Raw genomic sequence first — 18,142 nt, 5'->3', positions numbered from 1 at the left:
CCTAATAAGAGCATGTCTCCGGAGACATGCTCTTTTTTTTTAGCTCCAACTTGTGGCAAAACCCTTCCGCTTCAGGTTTTTGGTAATTGGCCGGGTTTTTCGTTTGGTATCAATATCAGGCTGTGGTTTCCCAAAGTACCAGCCCTGACCATAGTTGACACCGAGAACGTTGAGAACGTGAAGCTGTTCCTTCGTTTCCACCATTTCCGCAATTGTGCCGATCTCCAGATCCTGACAGAGCCGGGACAGCGCCTTCAGGATTGCCGCATCCCGTTTGCTGGTCAGCACTTCCTTGACATAGCTGCCGTCTATCTTGATGTAGTCGACCGTTAATGCGCGAATATACTGGAACGAGGCGGACCCGGAGCCCATATCGTCGAGACTGACCTCCATCCCGGTTCCGCGCAGTGTCTGTATAATTTTTTCGGCGCGATCCAGATCCTTGATTTGACTGGATTCCGTGATCTCCAGCCCGATACTCTCGCGAATTTCCTCATTATCACTATAAAGCGCAAGCAAACTGTCGATAAAGGCGTCGGAATCGAGGGAATAACCTGAAATATTAATCGCCAGTTTCGGGAGAACATCCCCGCGTTTCTGAATTTCCAGGAGCTTGGTCTTGACCTTTTGTGCAACCCCGAGATCCAGATCCTGAATAATGCCGGTTTCCTCAGCGAAGATTACCGGTTCATACGGTGATTCCCCGTCTTTGAAACGGGTAAGAACCTCGTAATGATGGATATCTTTATCAACAATTTTGACAATTGGCTGGTAAACCAGCTTGAACTTGTAGTTCTGGAAAACAGATTTAAGCGCCAACATGCGGCTCATCGTTTTTTCCAGACGGTTATCCATCCCCTCAGCCAACGATTTGATATTGAAATCTTCCGCATCGCTGTCAACAAAACGATTTACCACATACATCAACGCCTGCGTCGCATTGGTGGCGGATAATGCCCCTTTCAGAAGATCAACTGTACTGCTTTGTATTGAAAGACCGCCTTTGGGGTCCATTTCGCTGGTAAGTTCGGATATTTTATCTTCAATGGCTTTTCCGTCGATTGATGCGCTGTGCATGACACCGTACTTGTCATCGTCGAGTCGTCCGGCGGAATCACCTCCCAGGGAATAGCGGCGCAAGAGTACTCCAATCTTGTCCAGTACATTTCCCATTGCATCATCGCCAAGGCGTTCCTGCATATCCTTTAATCCATTTAACTGCAGTAACGTCAATTCCGTCTGCTGGCCCGCGTCCGCGGCCGCAGCCATCTGCTGGTCAGCGAGTTTCAGAAAATCTTTGCGATCCAGAAGCCCTGTCTCGCTGTCTCGGTATTCCGAGCCGGAGCGTGTCGATGCCATACTGGAGATATTCAGGGCAAGGAAGACATGCCCATGATTTCGCGGAAGTTTGCAAGCTCCGACAATGGCGGAAACGCTGGTCTTATCCATTCTCGTGACGACAGGGGTAATGCGATCCCCTTCCTTCATACCGTCAAGAATATTGCTGATAACGCCTTTATCCTGCTGCGCGACAAGATCGACAAAAGGCAGACCCTTAAGGTCACCCATATCCACGCCGGTCAATCCCTTCGCGGCACCGGAGGCAAAAACAACAACACCCTTGCCATCCAATTCGATCAGTAAATCTGCTGCGGCAAAAGAAAAAGCAACAAAACGCTCCTTTTCAGCCCGCAATGTATCTAGTTTATTATCCTGTGCCACCGTGCAACCTTTTGGTTAATACTTGGGTAAGATTAGCCGTTGATTTATTAACAAATCTGAAAAATAACTAAAAAAAACACAAAAAACCCGCCGAATGGCGGGTTTTTAATCTTCTCAGCGATAAAATCTTTTATTCTTCCGATTTTGGCTTCGGCAAAACCGAGCGGACATGCAATTCACGCAGGTTTTTCAGCGGTACTTCCGCCGGAGCCTGCATCATCAGATCCTGCGCCTGCTGATTCATCGGGAACAGGATTACCTCCCGGATATTGGGCTCATCAGCGAGCAGCATGACAATCCGATCTACTCCCGGAGCAATACCACCATGGGGCGGTGCGCCGTAGCGGAAGGCGTTCAACATGCCACCAAATCGATCTTCCACAACTTGAGGATCATATCCGGCAATTTCAAAGGCCTTCATCATAATGTCCGGGCGGTGATTCCGGATGGCACCGGATGACAACTCGATCCCGTTACAAACGATATCATACTGATAACCCTTGATGGCAAGCGGATCCATGGTTTCCAACGCTTCCAAGCCGCCCTGTGGCATGGAGAAGGGATTATGGCTGAAATCGATCTTCTTTTCCGTCTCGTCATATTCATACATCGGAAAATCAACGACCCAGCAAAAGCGGAAGACATCCTTTTCCGAAACATCGAGCTCCTCGCCGATACGCACGCGGGCCTTGCCAGCAAGATCAGCGGCGCCGGCCGCCTTGTCGCAAGCGAAGAAAACAGCATCCCCCTCACCTACACCCGTAATTTCGCGGATTTTGGCAATGCGTTCCTCGTCAAGATTTTTGGCGATGGGGCCCTTCGCTCCACCATCCTTGAAGATGATATACCCAAGACCTCCGGCCCCTTCCTTTCGGGCCCAGTCGTTCATTTTATCAAAGAAACTGCGCGGCCGATCGGCGGCGCCTGGTGCCGGAATCGCCCGGACAATGGAGCCAGCATTAATCGATTTGGCAAAAAGGCCGAAACCGGAGCCGGTAAAGGGTTCCGTCACATCACTGATGATAATCGGATTGCGTAAATCCGGCTTGTCGGTGCCGTATTTCAGCATGGCGTCATCAAACGGGATACGCTCGAATGGCGTGACGACCTTGCGGGAGCCTGCAAATTGCTGGAATACCTGGGTCAGGACCGGCTCTACCGCGGCGAAGACATCCTCTTGCGTTACAAAGGCCATCTCGATATCGAGCTGGTAAAATTCGCCGGGGCTTCTGTCCGCGCGGGCATCCTCATCGCGGAAACAGGGCGCAATCTGGAAATACCGGTCAAAGCCCGACATCATGATCAGCTGCTTGAACTGCTGCGGTGCCTGCGGCAGGGCATAGAATTTGCCAGGGTGCATCCGGCTCGGCACGAGGAAGTCGCGCGCGCCTTCCGGTGAGGATGCGGTCAGGATTGGTGTCTGAAATTCCTGAAATCCCTGCCCGCGCATTTTCTCGCGCAAAGACGAGATAATCTCGGAGCGGAGAACGATATTCTGATGCAGCCTTTCGCGCCGAAGATCGAGATAACGGTGACGCAAACGGATATCTTCCGGATATTCCTGATCACCGAAAACCGGCATGGGAAGTTCCTCTGCTGCGGATTGCAGCGTGAATTCCTCAATATCCACCTCGACCGCGCCTGTCGGCAGGTTCTCATTCGTCGTTTCCGCGCTTCGGGCCACCACTTTACCAGTAATGGTGATGACACTCTCCGAACGGACGCTTTCCACCGACTCAAAGTTGGCGACATCATGTTCGATCACGCACTGGGTAATGCCGTAGTGATCGCGCAAATCAACGAAGAGAAGATTACCGTGGTCGCGCTTGCGGTGAACCCAGCCAGACAGCCGGACGGTTTTTCCAACATCACTCTCGCGCAATTCCGCGCAAGTATGGGTTCGGTAGCTATGCATCGATACTCTCTTAAAAAAATCTTCAAGGTCCGTCTTGGACCGAATTTGACAATGAGCGCTTGTATTACATGGTTTTTCGCCTGCCGCCAACCTTCCTTTATCGAGAATTATAGGCTATCTTGCCCTGATAATGTGATTTGCAATGTAACAAGTAGCGTTTGGGTGCCCCGGACGTGTTTTGTTGGGAAAGGGCACGTAAGTGTAATGCAGATAATAACGACAACGGCGGACCTTGAAGATCTTGTGTCCCGGTTTGAAAAGTTCCCCTATTTCACCATCGATACGGAGTTTCTGCGCGAAAGCACCTTCTGGCCGATATTATGCCTGGTCCAACTCGCGACAGACACCGAATCCGCCATTGTTGATCCGATGGCGAAGGGCATCGATCTTCAACCCCTGTTCCGCTTACTGCAGAATGAGGACGTCCTGAAAGTCTTTCATGCCGGACGCCAGGACCTGGAGATTTTTCATCACCTCAATGAGGAGGTGCCGAAACCGATTTTCGACACCCAGGTCGCGGCAATGGTTTGTGGATTTGGCGAATCCGTGGGCTATGACACGCTTGTCTCGAAAATTACCAATAAATCGATTGATAAATCCTCTCGCTTCACTGATTGGTCCCGCCGCCCCCTCTCCGACCGTCAGCTCACCTATGCGGAAGCAGATGTGACTCATCTCCGGGATGTCTATAAATTCCTGTCGAATAAGCTCAAAGAACGCGGTCGTGAAGAATGGGTTATGTCCGAGATGGAAATACTCCGTTCCCCGGAGACTTACTATATTCCGCCAGAAAATGCGTGGGCGCGGATCAAGACGCGGAATCATCACCCGAAATTTCTTGGCATGTTGCAGGCTGTCGCCGCCTGGCGGGAGCGGCAGGCGCATTTGCAGGATATACCCCGTAACAGGGTTCTGCGGGATGAGGCCTTGATTGAGATTTCCTCCAATCCGCCCAAGGATTCGGAATCCCTGTCGCATGTCCGCGGGATCGGGCATAAATTCGCCGAAGGAAAAATGGGACGCGGTCTGCTCGACGCCATACAAGAAGGTATGAGCCTGCCAGCCGATCAATGCCCGAAACTTAAAAAGAAAACGCCCCCGCCCAAGGGCATAGGGCCGCTAATGGAGCTTTTGCGGGTATTGTTGAAACTTCGTTGCGAAGAAAATGAGGTTGCCCAGAAGCTTGTCTGTAACATGGCGGATCTTGAAAAGATCGCCATGGATGATAATGCCGATGTGTTGGCGCTCAAAGGCTGGCGCCGCCGTATTTTCGGCGAGGATGCCCTCAAACTCAAGAATGGCGCGATCGCCCTCTCCTCCGAGGGCGGAAAAATCAAGATTATTAATCTGGAATAAACTCGATTACGGGTTCAACCTCAAGATTGGCGCCGAGTGCTTCAAACTGATTAACAACATGATGCCCGACAAGCACCGAGAGAGACTTTGGAATTTTCAACGTAATCGTCGTTGAGTTCGTCTCAAGCTGCGTCATGGATAAAATACCAACTGTCCCGCCACTCAAAGTATGGGAAAGCCGGAGTGCGAGCCCTATTGTCAGTGCATCTTTCGCTTCCTCATCCGTAAGGAGACGGAGGCTGTCATCGGTTGCGGGGCCGGAAAAATCACCTTTGTAGCGGGCGTAGACAGACAGCGCGACCATGGCACGCCCGCGATGGCCAATCCCGTTAAAAGGCGCACGGAAAATCCGACGGAAGGCCTGTGCCGCACGATAATCAGAGTTGGCCCACCAAGCAATATCGGAAAGCGTTGCCGCGGCAAGGGTCAGCCGCCGGCCTTTTTCATCGACATCACTAAGCAAATCAAGAAGCCAGGCAAAAATCTCCTCACCATGTTCGGCAAAACGTCCTTCCGCCGCGGCCATGTCACGACAGGCATCGAGCAAAGGATCGCGGCGACGGACGGATTTTTTAAGTTCGGAAAAAAGCATTCCCTCGCGCAGTCCGTTTCCGGAGAAGAAGATATTATTCGGCGCCGTTATTGTTAGCAGTTCCTGCATGATAATGGCTGCGGTGTGCATGGTATTGGCACGGGATTTGGGGATGCCGTTGGCGTCATAAAGCTCTTGGATACTCATACCGAGTATCTCGTCGATGAGCTCGGTCATTTCTGCCAAGGTAAGACGATAGTTATGGATGATGTTGAGCGGATGGTTGTTCTTGAAAATATGATAACGGGCCAGCACACGCCAGGCGCCACCCACGGCATAGAAATCTCGTCCGGAAAGATCCTGTAGCCAGTCTGCCTTGCCAAATTTCTTGTTGATAAATTTACGAAGTTTTTTCTCCGGCATGTCCATATAGGATAATCGGAGCGCACCGAGGGGAAGTGTTGCCGTTTCATTGATTCGAAAATCCGAGATTTCCACCAGTTCCAGACTACCACCGCCAAGGTCCCCGGCAAGGCCATTGGCGTGGGGCATTCCTGAAAGGACACCCAGTCCGGAATATCGCGCCTCCTGTCTTCCGCTCAGCACCTGTACGTTAAGGTCGCATTCCTGCTCGATTGCAGAGACAAACTCGGAGCCGTTTTCGGCTTCTCGAACGGCTGCCGTCGCGGCGACCATGACCCGTTCAATCCCCATATGGTGAACCAGCGCGGCATAGCGTCGGAGCGCAGAGAGCGCGTCCGCCATTGCCTTGTCACCAAGGCGTCCGGTCGTGCCGAGCTCCTTACCAAGTCCGCAAAGGACTTTCTCATTAAACTTGGGGAGAGGCACCCGTTGGGGCCCATCAAAAACAACCAACCGGACCGAGTTTGACCCGATATCGATTACAGCAGTAGATCGATCCGACAGCTTGACAGCTGGATCCAGATCTCTATCCCGTTCTTCCATAAAACCCTAACACCCGGAATACGAAAACCAATTTCCTAGCTTGGTGGTACAAGCTTGGGTACAGGTTCCTTTACAAGTAAAGCTTTGCCGCGTCCAGACAAAGACGGGTTGGTCATAAAATAATTATGGGCAGAAAATTGCTCACCATCTGCGGAAATGCGCTCATACTCTCCGTTTTTCAGGAGTTTCCAGCTCTGCAGATTATCTTTCAGGCAGACGACCATAATCTGGTCGAGCACCTGACGATGAATAGTCTCATTGGTGACAGGCACCAGAGTCTCGACCCGCCGATCAAAGCTGCGCTGCATCCAGTCAGCCGAGGAAATGAAGACCTTTGCCTTGTCGGAAGGCATTTTGTTGCCATTACCAAAACAGACGATGCGCGAATGTTCGAGAAACCGCCCGACAATGCTGGTGACCTGAATATTCTCCGACATGCCCTTGATTCCGGGACGGAGGCTACATATCCCGCGAATGACGAGACGGATATAAACACCGGCGTTACTAGCCTGATAGAGCATGTCAATAATGGTCGGATCGACGAGTGCGTTAAGCTTGGCCCAGATTGCCGCCGGCCGGCCGGCCTTCGCATGGTCGATTTCCTCTTTGATATGTTCAATCAGCTGGTTCCGCAAACTGTAGGGAGACAACGTCAGTTTTTCCAACCCCTTCGGTTTTGCATATCCGGTTACATAATTAAACATCAGCGACACATCCTTCGCCAACTGTGGATCTGTCGTAAACATGGATAGGTCTGAGTAAATCGTCGCATTGATCGGATGGTAGTTGCCTGTACCTAAATGCATATAGGTTTTAAGGTTCTGGCCTTCCCGACGTACAACGACGGAAACTTTTGCGTGGGTTTTCAGGTCAATAAAACCATAAATAACCTGGGCCCCTGCCCGTTCAAGATCTCGTGCCCACTTGATATTGGCAGCTTCGTCAAACCGCGCCTTGAGCTCGATCAGGGCGGTAACGGATTTTCCGGACTCCGCGGCCTCGATCAAGGCGCTGACCACAGGGGAGTTCGCAGACGTCCGGTACAAGGTATGCTTGATCGCCACCACATTAGGGTCCGCCGCTGCCTGCCTCAGGAACTGAACAACGACGTCGAAACTTTCATAGGGGTGATGAACAATGAAATCCTTGTTGCTGATTGCGGAGAATATATCCCCGCCGGCATCCCGCACCCGCTCCGGGTAGCGGGGGGTGTATGGCTTGAAACAAAGATCCGGTCGGTCCGATGTGATCAGTTTTGAGGTATCCGACAGGCCCAGAATTCCATCGGTTATGATCAGCGCCCGCTCATCAAGCTCAAGCTCCTTGATCAGGTAATCGATAAACTGCTGGGGCATTTCCTTGTCCACCTTAAGGCGGATCACGCTCCCCCTGCGGCGGCGTTTCAAGGCGCTTTCAAACAGGCGTACGAGGTCTTCCGCCTCTTCCTCTACCTCGATATCGCTATCTCGAACGATGCGGAACATTCCTTGTTTGGCCACCTCATAACCGGGAAAGAGATGGTCGAGGAAAAGCATCACGATATTTTCAAGACTGATAAAGCGGATTTTCGATCCCGGAAGACGGACAAATCGGTCGAGGGCCTGCGGCAGGAGAAGAAGGGCTTTCAGGTTGCGTTCAGAATTACTACGCACAAGCTCCAGAAACATGCCAAAGCCAAGATTCTGGATAAACGGAAACGGATGTGCCGGATCGAGCGCCATGGGGGTCAGAACCGGATAAATCTGGTGCTTGAAGTAATCTTTAAGCCAGACTTTCTCCTGTTTGGTCAGTTCCTTCGGGGAAAGGACAGAAACCCCCTTCTCACGAAGCTCCTTGTTTAGCTCGTTCCAACGCAGCGTTTGTTCCGCCATCAACAGGTTGGCCTTACGGTCAACTTCCTCTAACTGTTGCGCTGGGGTCAATCCGTCATCACTGATGGCTTTGATGTTAGCCTTGATCTGACCCCAGAGGCCAGCGACACGAACCATGTAGAATTCGTCGAGATTCGTGGCGGAAATAGACAAAAAACGCAGGCGCTCAAACAGCGGATGGGCGGTGTTTGCCGATTCTTCCAGCACACGTCCGTTAAAGGAAAGCCATGAAAGCTCCCGGTTAATAAACCGTTCCGGGCTCTTGAGAAGATCCGACGGATTGAATTCCACGCTTTCAAGGTTTGTCGACATATTTAACTCTGTTCCGCTCGTAAATGATATTCTCCAAATAGGATATAGGGCTTACATCAACGAATTATGACAAAATCGAATATTTTTGCGACCGGTTCTCCCTTTACCCCAAAAACGATACTCTTATTGAACTTTTGTCCAGGTCTGGGTTTTGCAAAACATCAATAAACAGCCCTTTACTTCCAAAGTATCGGGTTTGACCAAGGTCATTGATGAGGAATAGGTCTTGCCATCCTGCGGGTTGTAGATATTCCCGTCATCCCATTCATTGGGACCATCCGGAACAAAACCGCTTATCAGTTCCAAACCGACAATTTTTCGACCCCGTAGCGCCGCATCCTCATTCCTCTTATCCGTTTTATCGATCCCTTTTTCGGTTTTCGGCTCCTTCAGCCAGATAATCTTGCCGCAAAGCTTATCGCCACAAGGCTCTATTTTTACGTGACTTTTTCCCTCATCGGTGGACCAGACGCCAATGGCGTCTGCCCGTGCCGGCGAGGTCATAAACAGAAGGGCGATCAGCAGACTAAAAAATGTAAACTGAATGCGCATATTACCTCCTCTTGTTCGTAAATGGCCTTACAATGTACCCGGGAATGCACCACCATCCAATAATATATTCTGGCCGGTGATATAGCCCGCCTTGTCACTGCAAATAAAGGCGCAGGCCGCCCCGAATTCCTCCGCTGTTCCGAAACGCCCTGCAGGATTACCCGCGGCACGCTCTTTGCGGATTTCTTCAATAGACCGACCACTAGACTTGGCGACAGCCTCAAAATTACCGCGCAAGCGGTCTGTATCGAAAGGACCTGGCAACAGCGCATTGATGGTCACGTTATCGATCACGGTCTTACGGGCTATGCCGGCGACGAAACCTGTCAGGCCGGCCCGCGCACCGTTGGAAAGGCCAAGAATGTCAATGGGTGCCTTCACCGCGCTTGAGGTGATGTTGATAATACGGCCGAATTTGCGCGCCCGCATCCCGTCAACCGTGGCCTTGATCAACTCAATCGGGGTCAGCATGTTCGCGTTTAGCGCCTTCTGCCAGTCATCAAGTGTCCAATCGTGAAAATCGCCGGGCGGTGGACCGCCCGCATTATTGACGAGGATATCCGGCTCCGGGCAAGCCTCCAGCACTTCTGCCCGCCCCTCAACCGATGTAATATCCCCGGCAATTGCCTTGACCTCCACCGGCCATTTCCCTCGAATATAATCGGCGGTTTCCTCCAATGTGCTTTGGGTCCTGGCGGTAATCACGAGATTAACGCCCTCGGCGGCCAAGGCCTCCGCACAGCCGCGACCAAGCCCTTTACTGGAGGCGCAGACAATCGCCCATTTTCCTGAAATTCCTAGATCCATTATTCTACCCTTGCTCTTCCTTGAAGACCTCGCGGAGTAGCGAAATCGTAATTTTTCGTTTTTTGGCAAGCGCGCTGTTATCGAGGCGCATCACAAATCGCCGGGCTTCGGCAAATGACCGTTCCAGGCGCTGCACAATATACTGAACGACATCCGGCGTAACGGCAAGCTGCCTGTCAGAAAAAAGCTTGACGACGAGCGCCGCAAACAGCGCATCATCGGGTTCATCAATCCGGCCAATGGGCACCGTTCCGAGACGGGAAGAAAGATCGGCGAGCGTCAAACCCCAGGCACCCGGAGGCGACAACGCAGTGAGAAGCAGGCTACCGCCTTTCTCCTGTACAAGATTGAAAAGATGAAACAATATATCTTCTTTTAGTCCCGGCCCGATGTCTTCAATGGCCAGCGGTCCAGCCGCGAGCCGGCTGATTTCCTCTATGCCGAGATGATCAAGCTTTCCCGCCTCGATAATTTGAGCATCATTCCGGGTCTGCCAGACCTGGGTGAGATGGGTCTTGCCGGACCCGGACGGTCCCACCAGAAGAAGAGAGCGCATCGGCCAGTCGGGCCATTTATCAATCCAGGCCACCGCGTCCTCATTCGCAGGTGTCACCAGGAAATCCTCCCGGCCCGTCGCGGCGCGAAACTGAAAGTTCATAGGAATTTGAGCGGGTTGCATGTTAATCCTCAGGCGTACTGTCCGGATCTACCGGTGGTGGCGCGCCGTAGAGCGGGCTTTGCAGATACTGCTCGATCGCGAAACGGCTGAGGACCCCGACTACTGCCGCCATCGGAATGGCGATCAACACCCCGACGAAGCCGAACAGGCTGCCACCCGCGAGCAGGCCGAACATGACCCAGACCGGATGCAGCCCGACTTTCTCGCCCACCAGATTGGGGGTAAGCACATAGCCTTCGAGGATTTGCCCAACAACGAAAATCGCGCCGACAACCCCGATCATGACGAAATCCGGCCAGAACTGAAACAGCGCCACCCCAACCGAGGCGACAAAACCGATAATTGCGCCAACAAAGGGAATGAAGGAAATCAGCCCCGTCACGATCCCGATGACCAGCCCAAATTCAAGCCCCGTGGCCATCAGGGCAACGCCATAATAAATCGCCAACACCAGACAGACTGTCGACTGCCCCCGCACAAAACCCGCCAGAACATCGTCGATCTGACCCGCCAACTTACGAATTTGCAGCGCATTTTTATGGGGCAGCCAACCATTAATCCGGTCAACGATGTAATCCCAGTCCCGAAGGAGATAAAAGGCGACGACCGGGGTAATAACCAGAAGCGTGATCATATTAACCACCGCAAGCCCGCCGCCCACAATATTCTTAGACAGCGAGCCAAGGCCCTTGACCGCCTCCCCCACATATTGCGCGATCGTTTTCTTGAGTTCGTCATTTTCCTGCAGCGCCGGGATGTCGATAAAGCGGTCAATGATCGGCAGGAAGAAATCATGCAGACTCTGGTAATAGCCCGGCAGGTTGTTCAAAAGACCAAGAATCTGGTCGATTATGACCGGCACGAGGAGAATGATGGAGAGAATCACCAGAACAAGGAAAAGCCCGATAATGATTGCCGTGGCCGCCGTGCGGTTAATTCCCACAGCTTCCATGCGGTCCGCGACGGGATCGAGGAAATAAGCCACTGCCATCCCGAGAACGAAGGGCAGCAGGATATTGCTGAGCAGGACCAGAAAGAGAATAAAGGCGACAAGAGCAATTGCCCAAAATCTCACCTGTTGCTTTAACGTCATAGATTCTGCGCCTTCTCGCTATTCTGTCGCGACCATTGCAGGATATAGGCAAGCCCTGAAAGGACTGTCGTCAGCGCCACGATATAGACAGTAAGTTCAATGGCTTCGGTAAATCCTGTCTGCAACCCTTTGTCCCCAAGCACAAATGCCGCCAGGATAATCTGGCAGAAGGTGTTTAGCTTGCTGAGCATTGAGGGCACGATGGCCAGATTTAACGCGAGCAGGAAGGACAGGAGGATCGCCCCGACAATTAATATATCCCGGCTTACCACCAGGATAACCAGCCAGCTTGGCAGGTCCTGCTGAATACCCAGCGTGACATAGATCGAGACCAGCAAAATCTTGTCGGCAAGTGGGTCCAGATATGTGCCAAGCGGCGTTATCAGGTTGAACTGCTTCGCAATCATCCCGTCGAGTGCATCGGACACTCCGGCAAGCAAAAACACGATAAAGGCCGCATACATCTGGTTTGCGAGAATCAACCAGACAATAATCGGCACCATAATCATGCGGATCAGTGTGATTATATTGGGGATATTCAAATTAGAGCCCAAGCCATGATTAACAAACAAACTCAAAGAGTAACCGGTTATTTTTGATTAAGTGTCCAATAACCGCCCTGATCCACCAACGCAAGGTCTCTTCGATCAAGCGCTGCAACCAACTGATCCATGCTGCCAACAAAACGAATATGCCAGAACGCACTGTTGACGCTTAGATCCTTTACCGTTGTCGCGCTGACGGCGGAAAGACCCTGAACTTTTTCCTGAACCGCAAGCCAATCGGCGAGATTGCCGATTCTTGTGGTAACGGCAAGGATGTTTTCAACACTGAAATCAAGCACATTCTGCCGTTTCCAGTCTTCCTGTAACCGTCCGAGCAGATCGAAGACAACGCTTTGCATCAACCCTTCCTCATCCTCGCTGCCCTTATATGTCTGTAAAGCGGCCGGAGCGTTCTGCCCGATAACATTCTGCGTTACATCAAGAAACAAGGTGCCATCGGAATCGGTTCGTACGGCCGCGCTAATGACCTGTAATTCCGCTGCTCCATAATCTTTTTGAAGCTTTTCCAGCGCAACAACATCCATGTTCAGAGCTTGCTGGACGCTTATGGCCTTCATATTCTCAAGACTGTCAGCCGGGACAATAACCGGACGCAAGAACGGCTGGGCCCAGTCATCACGAAGGGCGTCCGGCTCCTGCGGACGCAGGCCATAATCAATAATATCCACCCAGACTGTCCGCCAGGGATTGGGGTAATCCCACAGATAAGCGCGGTCATCCGCCAGAAAGACGGGCAGGACAAGAACCGGTTTGCCGAAAGATTCGGAAAAAGGCAGTGAATTCATGCGTAGCAGCCTGCGAATATCGTCACGCTTGAACTCATACGTCAAATCAGCGAGATAGCGCTTGGCAGAGGTGCGTTCATTGGCAACCTGAAAAGAGGCCACCATTGGTGTGATGGCCGCATCATCAAGGACCGGCAGGCTGTTGTAATAAGGTTCGGGTACAAGGCGCCGTAACAGGGCATTAAAGGCTCGTTTCTGCCCTTTTTGTACGGCAACAGTGCGCGCCGCCGCCGCGGAAGACGCCGTTTCATCAACGCCAATATCCCGCACGACGTAGAAACTATCGGCGGCATGGCCCACAGAAATACCTCCCGCCAGACAAAAAACCACAATTGCCGAGGCGATGAAGCGCGAAAAGATTGGATTTAGCTGTGTATCCGTCATTGCAAACCACTGGAAAAAAAGTATGTTGGCCCGATCATAGTCATAAAATCGGGTGCAGCATAACTTATGAAGACCGATAGCTCCAAAAAAAGTTACAGCTACAAAGATGCGGGTGTTGATATTGTGGCCGGAAACTCACTTGTTGAGGCCATAAAACCCCTTGCAGCGGCCACGCGCAGGTCTGGTGCAGACGCCGATCTGGGCGGGTTTGGCGCCATTTTCGATCCAAGAGCCGCCGGGTTCAAGGATCCTCTTCTGATTTCCGCGACAGACGGCGTTGGCACAAAGCTAAAAATCGCCATCGACATGGACCGCCATGACACTGTCGGCATTGATCTTGTCGCCATGTGCGTGAATGATCTGGTCGTGCAGGGTGCGGAACCTCTCTTTTTCCTCGATTATTTTGCGACGAGCGGTCTTGATGTCTCGGCGGCACGGGATATAGTTGCCGGCATTGCCGAGGGCTGCAAAATGGCCGGTTGCGCCCTGATCGGCGGGGAGACGGCGGAAATGCCGGGCATGTATGCCAAGGGTGATTATGATCTCGCCGGATTTACCGTTGGTGCGGTGGAACGGGATCAGCTTCTGAAGGCCGACAACCTGAAGGAAGGCGACATCCTTCTCGGTCTTGCCTCTTCCGGGCTGCACTCAAACGGATTTTCGTTGGTGCGCAGAATTGTTGCTGACTTCAAGCTCGATTATGCGGCCCCTGCCCCGTTTGATGAGACAATTACGCTCGGCGATGCGCTGATCGCGCCAACACGAATTTATGTAAAAAGTTGCCTCGAGGCGGTACGCGCCGGTCATATCCGCGCGTTATCGCATATCACCGGTGGGGGCCTATATGAGAATATCCCGCGCGTGCTGCCAAAAAATCTTGCGGCAAAGATCGATGTAAAAAGCTGGCCCTTGCCGCCTCTGTTCAAATGGCTCGCCGAGCTTGGCAATATTGCGCCGCGTGAGCTCGCCACGACTTTCAACTGCGGCCTTGGCATGGTCGTTGTTGTTCCTGCGGAAAAGGCAGCGGCCGCGTCGGCCATGCTCGAATCTGCTGGCGAAACGGTCTTCACAATCGGGGAGTTGGTAAAGGCACCCGAGGGAACCGAGCAAGTGATTATTTCAGAATTGGAAGAGACGTGGCAAAGCTGAAAGTAGCTGTTTTTATTTCCTCACGTGGCACCAACATGCAATCTCTCGTCCGGGCGTGCCAGACACCGGACTTTCCAGCCGAGATATGCTGCGTGCTTTCCAATAACCTCGAGGCTGCCGGCCTGAAATTTGCCGCTGACAACAGTATCCCGACACGCACCATCGATCACCGTGACTTCGAGAGCCGTGAGGAATTCGAGTCCGAAATCACCCAATATCTGACAAATCTGGATGTTGACCTGATCTGTCTCGCAGGATTTATGCGGCTGCTGACCGCAGATTTTGTCAACCGCTGGCGGGATCGCATTCTAAATATCCACCCGTCCCTTCTCCCCGCGTTCAAAGGGTTGCATGTGCATGAACGGGCGATCGAATCCGGCGCGCGTTTTACCGGCTGCACCGTGCATTATGTCCGCCCGGAGATGGATGATGGCCCGATTATCGCCCAGGCGGCTGTTCCCATTCTGCAGGAAGATACGCCCGAAGACCTCGCGGCACGAATTCTGGAGCAGGAACACAAGGTCTACCCGCTCGCCCTCAAGCTGGTCGCCGAAAACCGGGTCAAAATCCATGGCTCCCGCGTCATTATAGAACGTGCGGAAGAAGAATCCCGTTCCCTCATAAACCCGACCTTTAAAGCCCGTTGAATTCTTCGGACATTTACGGCGAAAAATTTCTCTTTTTTGTGTTGCGCCACTGGTAATTTGAGGTGAAGTTAACGGCGTATGACAGATGAACAGCTAGAAAACGCCAGAGACCGGCGAAATGTCGACACCTTCAAACTCGCGGTCCACCGGACCGAGCTTGCCAACCGGCGCACCCTGATGGCCTATATCAGGACGGCTATTGGCCTGACCGCGGCCTCGATAGTACTCCTCAAGCTGCTCGAGGATGGCTGGCTCACATACGTGGGATGGGCGCTTCTGCCAATCGCCGCAATGTGTGTGCTCATTGGGGTCGATGACTATCACCGGGTCAAGAAATCCATTAATGAGGAAAAACGTGACGGCGGACTATAGCGCTTCCATTCAGGCATAAAAAAAGCCGGAGGCTCGAAGCGCTCCGGCTTTTCTGTATTGGTATACCTTAACGTGAGTAATATTCGACGATCAGGTTCGGTTCCATCATGACCGGATAAGGCACGTCAGCCAACTTGGGGATAGCATTGAAGCTTCCCTTCATGGCTTTGTGATCAACCTCGATATATTCCGGAATATCCCGCTCCGCACTGTCAACGGATTCCAGAACCAAGCCCATCTGCTTTGATTTCTCGCGGACTTCGATCACGTCACCTGGCTTCACCTGGTAAGAGGAAATATTGACCTTCCTACCATTGACCATGACATGGCCATGGTTGACGAACTGGCGGGCTGCGAAAACGGTCGGCACGAATTTCATGCGGTATACGACAGCGTCAAGGCGCCGTTCCAGCAGACCGATGAGGTTTTCGGATGTATCGCCTTTAAGGCGGGTGGCTTCTGCATACAGCCGGCGGAAGCTTTTTTCAGTAATATTGCCGTAATAGCCTTTAAGCTTCTGTTTCGCGCGAAGATGAATACCGAAGTCGGAGATTTTACCCCGACGACCCTGGCCATGCTGGCCCGGTCCGTATTCGCGGCGGTTAACCGGGCTCTTTGGGCGACCCCAGATATTTTCGCCCATGCGGCGGTCAATTTTATACTTAGCTTGAATTCTTTTGCTCATTAACTTGATCCAGTTTTCAATTTCAGGAAAAAGGCACACCGACGAGGCCTGCACAAGGCGCGCATAATAGAAACTAACACTGGCTTGTCAAGCGATTATGGCTGTTTTTCGCCCTCATGCCGGTCCACAAAGGCCAGGATTTCATTGGCTGCTGTTTCCGGGGCTTCATGCGTGACCCAATGGGTGACATCGGGGAGCCGTTTAATAGTCAGGTCATCGATGACATTCTCTAGCCCAACAAGGTTCGCCTTGATCAGCGCGTGGTCTGCCTCTCCCCAAATTACGAGCGTCGGAACATGAACCTTGAACTTCTGCGGGTCAAGGCCAGAGCCCCTGCCCTTTGTCTCTTCCGTGGCGGGCACAAGAGGTGAAGCACGGTAGTAATTCAGCATCGCCGTCATCGCCCCGGGTTGAGTCCATGCGGCAAGGTAGGCATCTTCATCCTCTTTCGTCATCTGGCCCTTGTCGATATGGGCCCTGAAGGTCCAGTCCATCAGCCACTTCCCATTATCCTTCAGCATCCTGTTCTCGACGCCGGGCTTCTGGAAAAAGGCCATATACTGGCTGTGGGCGATCTGTTCGTCATTATTGCTGAGCAATTCAGCGAAAATATAGGGATGCGGCCCGTTAAGGATAACAAGACCCTTGATCCGTTCTGGATGCGCGATGGCAACCGCATAGGCGATGGCGGCGCCCCAGTCATGGGCAACAAGATAGAATTTTTCCTGTCCCAAATGGTCAGCAAGTCCAACAACATCACTGACGAGGTGGCGAATATGATAGGATTTCACCCCCTCGGGCTTGTCGGAGAGATTATAACCGCGCATGTCCGGGGCAACAGCATGGTATTTGTCGCCGAGAACGGGAAGCTGATCCTTCCAGCAGTACCAGAATTCCGGAAAGCCATGGAGCATCAGGACAAGGGTGTCATTCTCCGCGCCGCATTCCGCATAATGGAGGGTAATATCGCCGACTTTGGCCCTGCTATGGCGTATCCCTGTCATTGTTCTTATCCTTCAGTTTCATCGTCAGGCCCTTGATAATGCCCTGAAAGGCCCGAACATCGGATTCCATCAGCCCGAGCCGCTGGAACATATTCCGCATGTTCTGAAGAATAACATGTTTTCGTTGCATAATCGGATCAAAATATCCGCGGGCATCCAGCTCCCGCTCGATCCGGTCAAAAAGATGGGAGAGCTCCGCCTTGTTGGCCGGGCGTTCCTCGTTATGGACCTGAACCGGCGGCGTCGCATCACCTGTTTGAAACCATTCATAGGCAACCAGCAAAACGGCCTGCGCCAGATTGATGGAGGAAAAATCGGGATTGAGCGGCACCGAGATAATACTGTCAGCTAGCGTGACATCCTCCCGCGAGAGGCCAACACTTTCCTTGCCGAACAGGATTCCCGTTTGTGACCCGGCAACTGCATGGGCACGAAGTTCAGCTGCCGCCGCGCGTGGTGTTGCAATTTTCTTGATCACATCCCGGGTCCGTGCCGTTGTCGCAAAGACATGGTTGAGGTCAGCAATGGCCTCGGCGGTTGTCTCGAAAACCCGGGTATTCTCCAGCACAATATCCGCGCGAGAGGCCATGGCAACCGCCCGCTCGTTTGGCCAGCCATCACGGGGGCTTACCAGACGCAGGTCGGTCAGCCCGAAATTAAGCATGGCCCGCGCCGTTGCGCCGATATTCTCCCCCATTTGCGGTTCGACGAGAATGATCGCGGGCATGGGTTCAGAGGACATTGA

17 protein-coding genes are annotated in these 18,142 nt (G+C 52.5%); 4 read left to right on the top strand and 13 right to left on the bottom strand.

Annotated features, from left to right (window positions below; all coding sequences use genetic code 11):
• Positions 1-39: 39 nt before the first annotated feature.
• Both GQE98_RS06815 and aspS read right to left on the bottom strand, forming a co-directional pair.
• On the bottom strand, positions 40-1,722 hold the full coding sequence (locus tag GQE98_RS06815) for an EAL domain-containing protein (protein WP_161314936.1): 1,683 nt from the start codon (positions 1,720-1,722) through the stop codon (positions 40-42).
• A gap of 130 nt (positions 1,723-1,852) precedes the next feature.
• The gene (gene aspS / locus GQE98_RS06810) at positions 1,853-3,637 is read right to left on the bottom strand and encodes an aspartate--tRNA ligase (protein ID WP_161314935.1); all 1,785 of its coding nucleotides are present in this window, start codon (positions 3,635-3,637) and stop codon (positions 1,853-1,855) included.
• 204 nt (positions 3,638-3,841) lie between these two features.
• On the opposite strand from aspS, the gene rnd reads away from it, so the two are divergent.
• Positions 3,842-4,993: a ribonuclease D gene (rnd, locus tag GQE98_RS06805; RefSeq protein ID WP_161314934.1), complete on the top strand. Its 1,152-nt coding sequence runs from the start codon at positions 3,842-3,844 to the stop codon at positions 4,991-4,993.
• On the opposite strand, the gene GQE98_RS06800 is transcribed toward rnd, so the two are convergent.
• The 8 genes from GQE98_RS06800 to GQE98_RS06765 form a co-directional block, all read right to left on the bottom strand.
• Positions 4,980-6,491 carry a Ppx/GppA family phosphatase gene (locus GQE98_RS06800; RefSeq protein WP_161314933.1) on the bottom strand — a complete coding sequence of 504 codons (1,512 nt, stop codon included), beginning with the start codon at positions 6,489-6,491 and terminating at the stop codon, positions 4,980-4,982. The two genes, rnd and GQE98_RS06800, sit on opposite strands and share 14 nt — an antisense overlap.
• A 35-nt stretch (positions 6,492-6,526) precedes the next feature.
• Positions 6,527-8,674: an RNA degradosome polyphosphate kinase gene (locus GQE98_RS06795; protein WP_161314932.1), complete on the bottom strand. Its 2,148-nt coding sequence runs from the start codon at positions 8,672-8,674 to the stop codon at positions 6,527-6,529.
• A 123-nt stretch (positions 8,675-8,797) separates the two neighbouring features.
• On the bottom strand, positions 8,798-9,226 hold the full coding sequence (locus GQE98_RS06790) for a DUF2147 domain-containing protein (protein WP_202526136.1): 429 nt from the start codon (positions 9,224-9,226) through the stop codon (positions 8,798-8,800).
• Positions 9,227-9,253: 27 nt separating this feature from the next.
• Positions 9,254-10,033, bottom strand: a complete 780-nt coding sequence (locus tag GQE98_RS06785) for an SDR family oxidoreductase (protein WP_161314931.1) — start codon at positions 10,031-10,033, stop codon at positions 9,254-9,256.
• A gap of 4 nt (positions 10,034-10,037) precedes the next feature.
• A complete protein-coding gene (locus GQE98_RS06780) occupies positions 10,038-10,712 on the bottom strand; it encodes an HdaA/DnaA family protein (RefSeq protein ID WP_161314930.1) in 675 nt (224 codons plus the stop codon).
• Between the two features lies 1 nt (position 10,713).
• Positions 10,714-11,805 (bottom strand): AI-2E family transporter, encoded by a 1,092-nt coding sequence (locus GQE98_RS06775; protein WP_161314929.1) that lies wholly within the window; start codon positions 11,803-11,805, stop codon positions 10,714-10,716.
• Positions 11,802-12,383: a CDP-alcohol phosphatidyltransferase family protein gene (locus GQE98_RS06770; RefSeq protein ID WP_202526135.1), complete on the bottom strand. Its 582-nt coding sequence runs from the start codon at positions 12,381-12,383 to the stop codon at positions 11,802-11,804. Before GQE98_RS06770 ends, GQE98_RS06775 begins: the two co-directional genes overlap by 4 nt.
• 11 nt (positions 12,384-12,394) lie before the next feature.
• Positions 12,395-13,540, bottom strand: coding sequence for a DUF2066 domain-containing protein (locus GQE98_RS06765; RefSeq protein WP_161314928.1), 1,146 nt, complete (start codon positions 13,538-13,540; stop codon positions 12,395-12,397).
• A gap of 66 nt (positions 13,541-13,606) precedes the next feature.
• Here GQE98_RS06765 and purM point away from each other — a divergent pair, with 66 nt between their 5' ends.
• The 3 genes from purM to GQE98_RS06750 all read left to right on the top strand — a co-directional run bounded on the left by purM (position 13,607) and on the right by GQE98_RS06750 (position 15,708).
• The gene (gene purM, locus GQE98_RS06760) at positions 13,607-14,689 is read left to right on the top strand and encodes a phosphoribosylformylglycinamidine cyclo-ligase (RefSeq protein ID WP_161314927.1); all 1,083 of its coding nucleotides are present in this window, start codon (positions 13,607-13,609) and stop codon (positions 14,687-14,689) included.
• Positions 14,677-15,336, top strand: coding sequence for a phosphoribosylglycinamide formyltransferase (gene purN / locus GQE98_RS06755; protein WP_161314926.1), 660 nt, complete (start codon positions 14,677-14,679; stop codon positions 15,334-15,336). The genes purM and purN overlap by 13 nt, the downstream gene beginning before the upstream one ends.
• Positions 15,337-15,414: 78 nt before the next feature.
• Positions 15,415-15,708, top strand: a complete 294-nt coding sequence (locus GQE98_RS06750; RefSeq protein ID WP_161314925.1) for a DUF202 domain-containing protein — start codon at positions 15,415-15,417, stop codon at positions 15,706-15,708.
• A 67-nt stretch (positions 15,709-15,775) separates the two neighbouring features.
• Here the strand turns inward: GQE98_RS06750 and rpsD are convergent, their stop codons facing one another.
• The 3 genes from rpsD to GQE98_RS06735 all read right to left on the bottom strand — a co-directional run bounded on the left by rpsD (position 15,776) and on the right by GQE98_RS06735 (position 18,139).
• Positions 15,776-16,393, bottom strand: coding sequence for a 30S ribosomal protein S4 (rpsD, locus tag GQE98_RS06745; protein ID WP_161314924.1), 618 nt, complete (start codon positions 16,391-16,393; stop codon positions 15,776-15,778).
• 95 nt (positions 16,394-16,488) lie between these two features.
• Positions 16,489-17,397, bottom strand: coding sequence for an alpha/beta fold hydrolase (locus GQE98_RS06740; RefSeq protein WP_161314923.1), 909 nt, complete (start codon positions 17,395-17,397; stop codon positions 16,489-16,491).
• Positions 17,378-18,139 (bottom strand): RNA methyltransferase, encoded by a 762-nt coding sequence (locus GQE98_RS06735; protein ID WP_161314922.1) that lies wholly within the window; start codon positions 18,137-18,139, stop codon positions 17,378-17,380. The genes GQE98_RS06740 and GQE98_RS06735 overlap by 20 nt, the downstream gene beginning before the upstream one ends.
• Positions 18,140-18,142 lie beyond the last annotated feature (3 nt).

The sequence above is a fragment of the Sneathiella litorea genome, assembly GCF_009882915.1.
In the GTDB taxonomy this organism is placed as follows: domain Bacteria; phylum Pseudomonadota; class Alphaproteobacteria; order Sneathiellales; family Sneathiellaceae; genus Sneathiella; species Sneathiella litorea.
Note: the sequence above shows the minus strand (reverse complement) of the source record. Positions and strands in the feature narration are given on the sequence as shown.

Excerpts from the sequence above, each read along its gene's own strand:
- GQE98_RS06785 (WP_161314931.1), bottom strand. The coding sequence starts at position 10,033 with ATGGATCTAGGAATTTCAGGAAAATGGGCGATTGTCTGCGCCTCCAGT.
- GQE98_RS06765 (WP_161314928.1), bottom strand. The coding sequence starts at position 13,540 with ATGACGGATACACAGCTAAATCCAATCTTTTCGCGCTTCATCGCCTCG.
- rnd (WP_161314934.1), top strand. The coding sequence starts at position 3,842 with ATGCAGATAATAACGACAACGGCGGACCTTGAAGATCTTGTGTCCCGG.
- GQE98_RS06750 (WP_161314925.1), top strand. The coding sequence starts at position 15,415 with ATGACAGATGAACAGCTAGAAAACGCCAGAGACCGGCGAAATGTCGAC.
- purM (WP_161314927.1), top strand. The coding sequence starts at position 13,607 with ATGAAGACCGATAGCTCCAAAAAAAGTTACAGCTACAAAGATGCGGGT.
- GQE98_RS06790 (WP_202526136.1), bottom strand. The coding sequence starts at position 9,226 with ATGCGCATTCAGTTTACATTTTTTAGTCTGCTGATCGCCCTTCTGTTT.
- aspS (WP_161314935.1), bottom strand. The coding sequence starts at position 3,637 with ATGCATAGCTACCGAACCCATACTTGCGCGGAATTGCGCGAGAGTGAT.
- GQE98_RS06740 (WP_161314923.1), bottom strand. The coding sequence starts at position 17,397 with ATGACAGGGATACGCCATAGCAGGGCCAAAGTCGGCGATATTACCCTC.
- GQE98_RS06800 (WP_161314933.1), bottom strand. The coding sequence starts at position 6,491 with ATGGAAGAACGGGATAGAGATCTGGATCCAGCTGTCAAGCTGTCGGAT.
- rpsD (WP_161314924.1), bottom strand. The coding sequence starts at position 16,393 with ATGAGCAAAAGAATTCAAGCTAAGTATAAAATTGACCGCCGCATGGGC.
- GQE98_RS06735 (WP_161314922.1), bottom strand. The coding sequence starts at position 18,139 with ATGTCCTCTGAACCCATGCCCGCGATCATTCTCGTCGAACCGCAAATG.
- GQE98_RS06780 (WP_161314930.1), bottom strand. The coding sequence starts at position 10,712 with ATGCAACCCGCTCAAATTCCTATGAACTTTCAGTTTCGCGCCGCGACG.
- GQE98_RS06795 (WP_161314932.1), bottom strand. The coding sequence starts at position 8,674 with ATGTCGACAAACCTTGAAAGCGTGGAATTCAATCCGTCGGATCTTCTC.
- GQE98_RS06775 (WP_161314929.1), bottom strand. The coding sequence starts at position 11,805 with ATGACGTTAAAGCAACAGGTGAGATTTTGGGCAATTGCTCTTGTCGCC.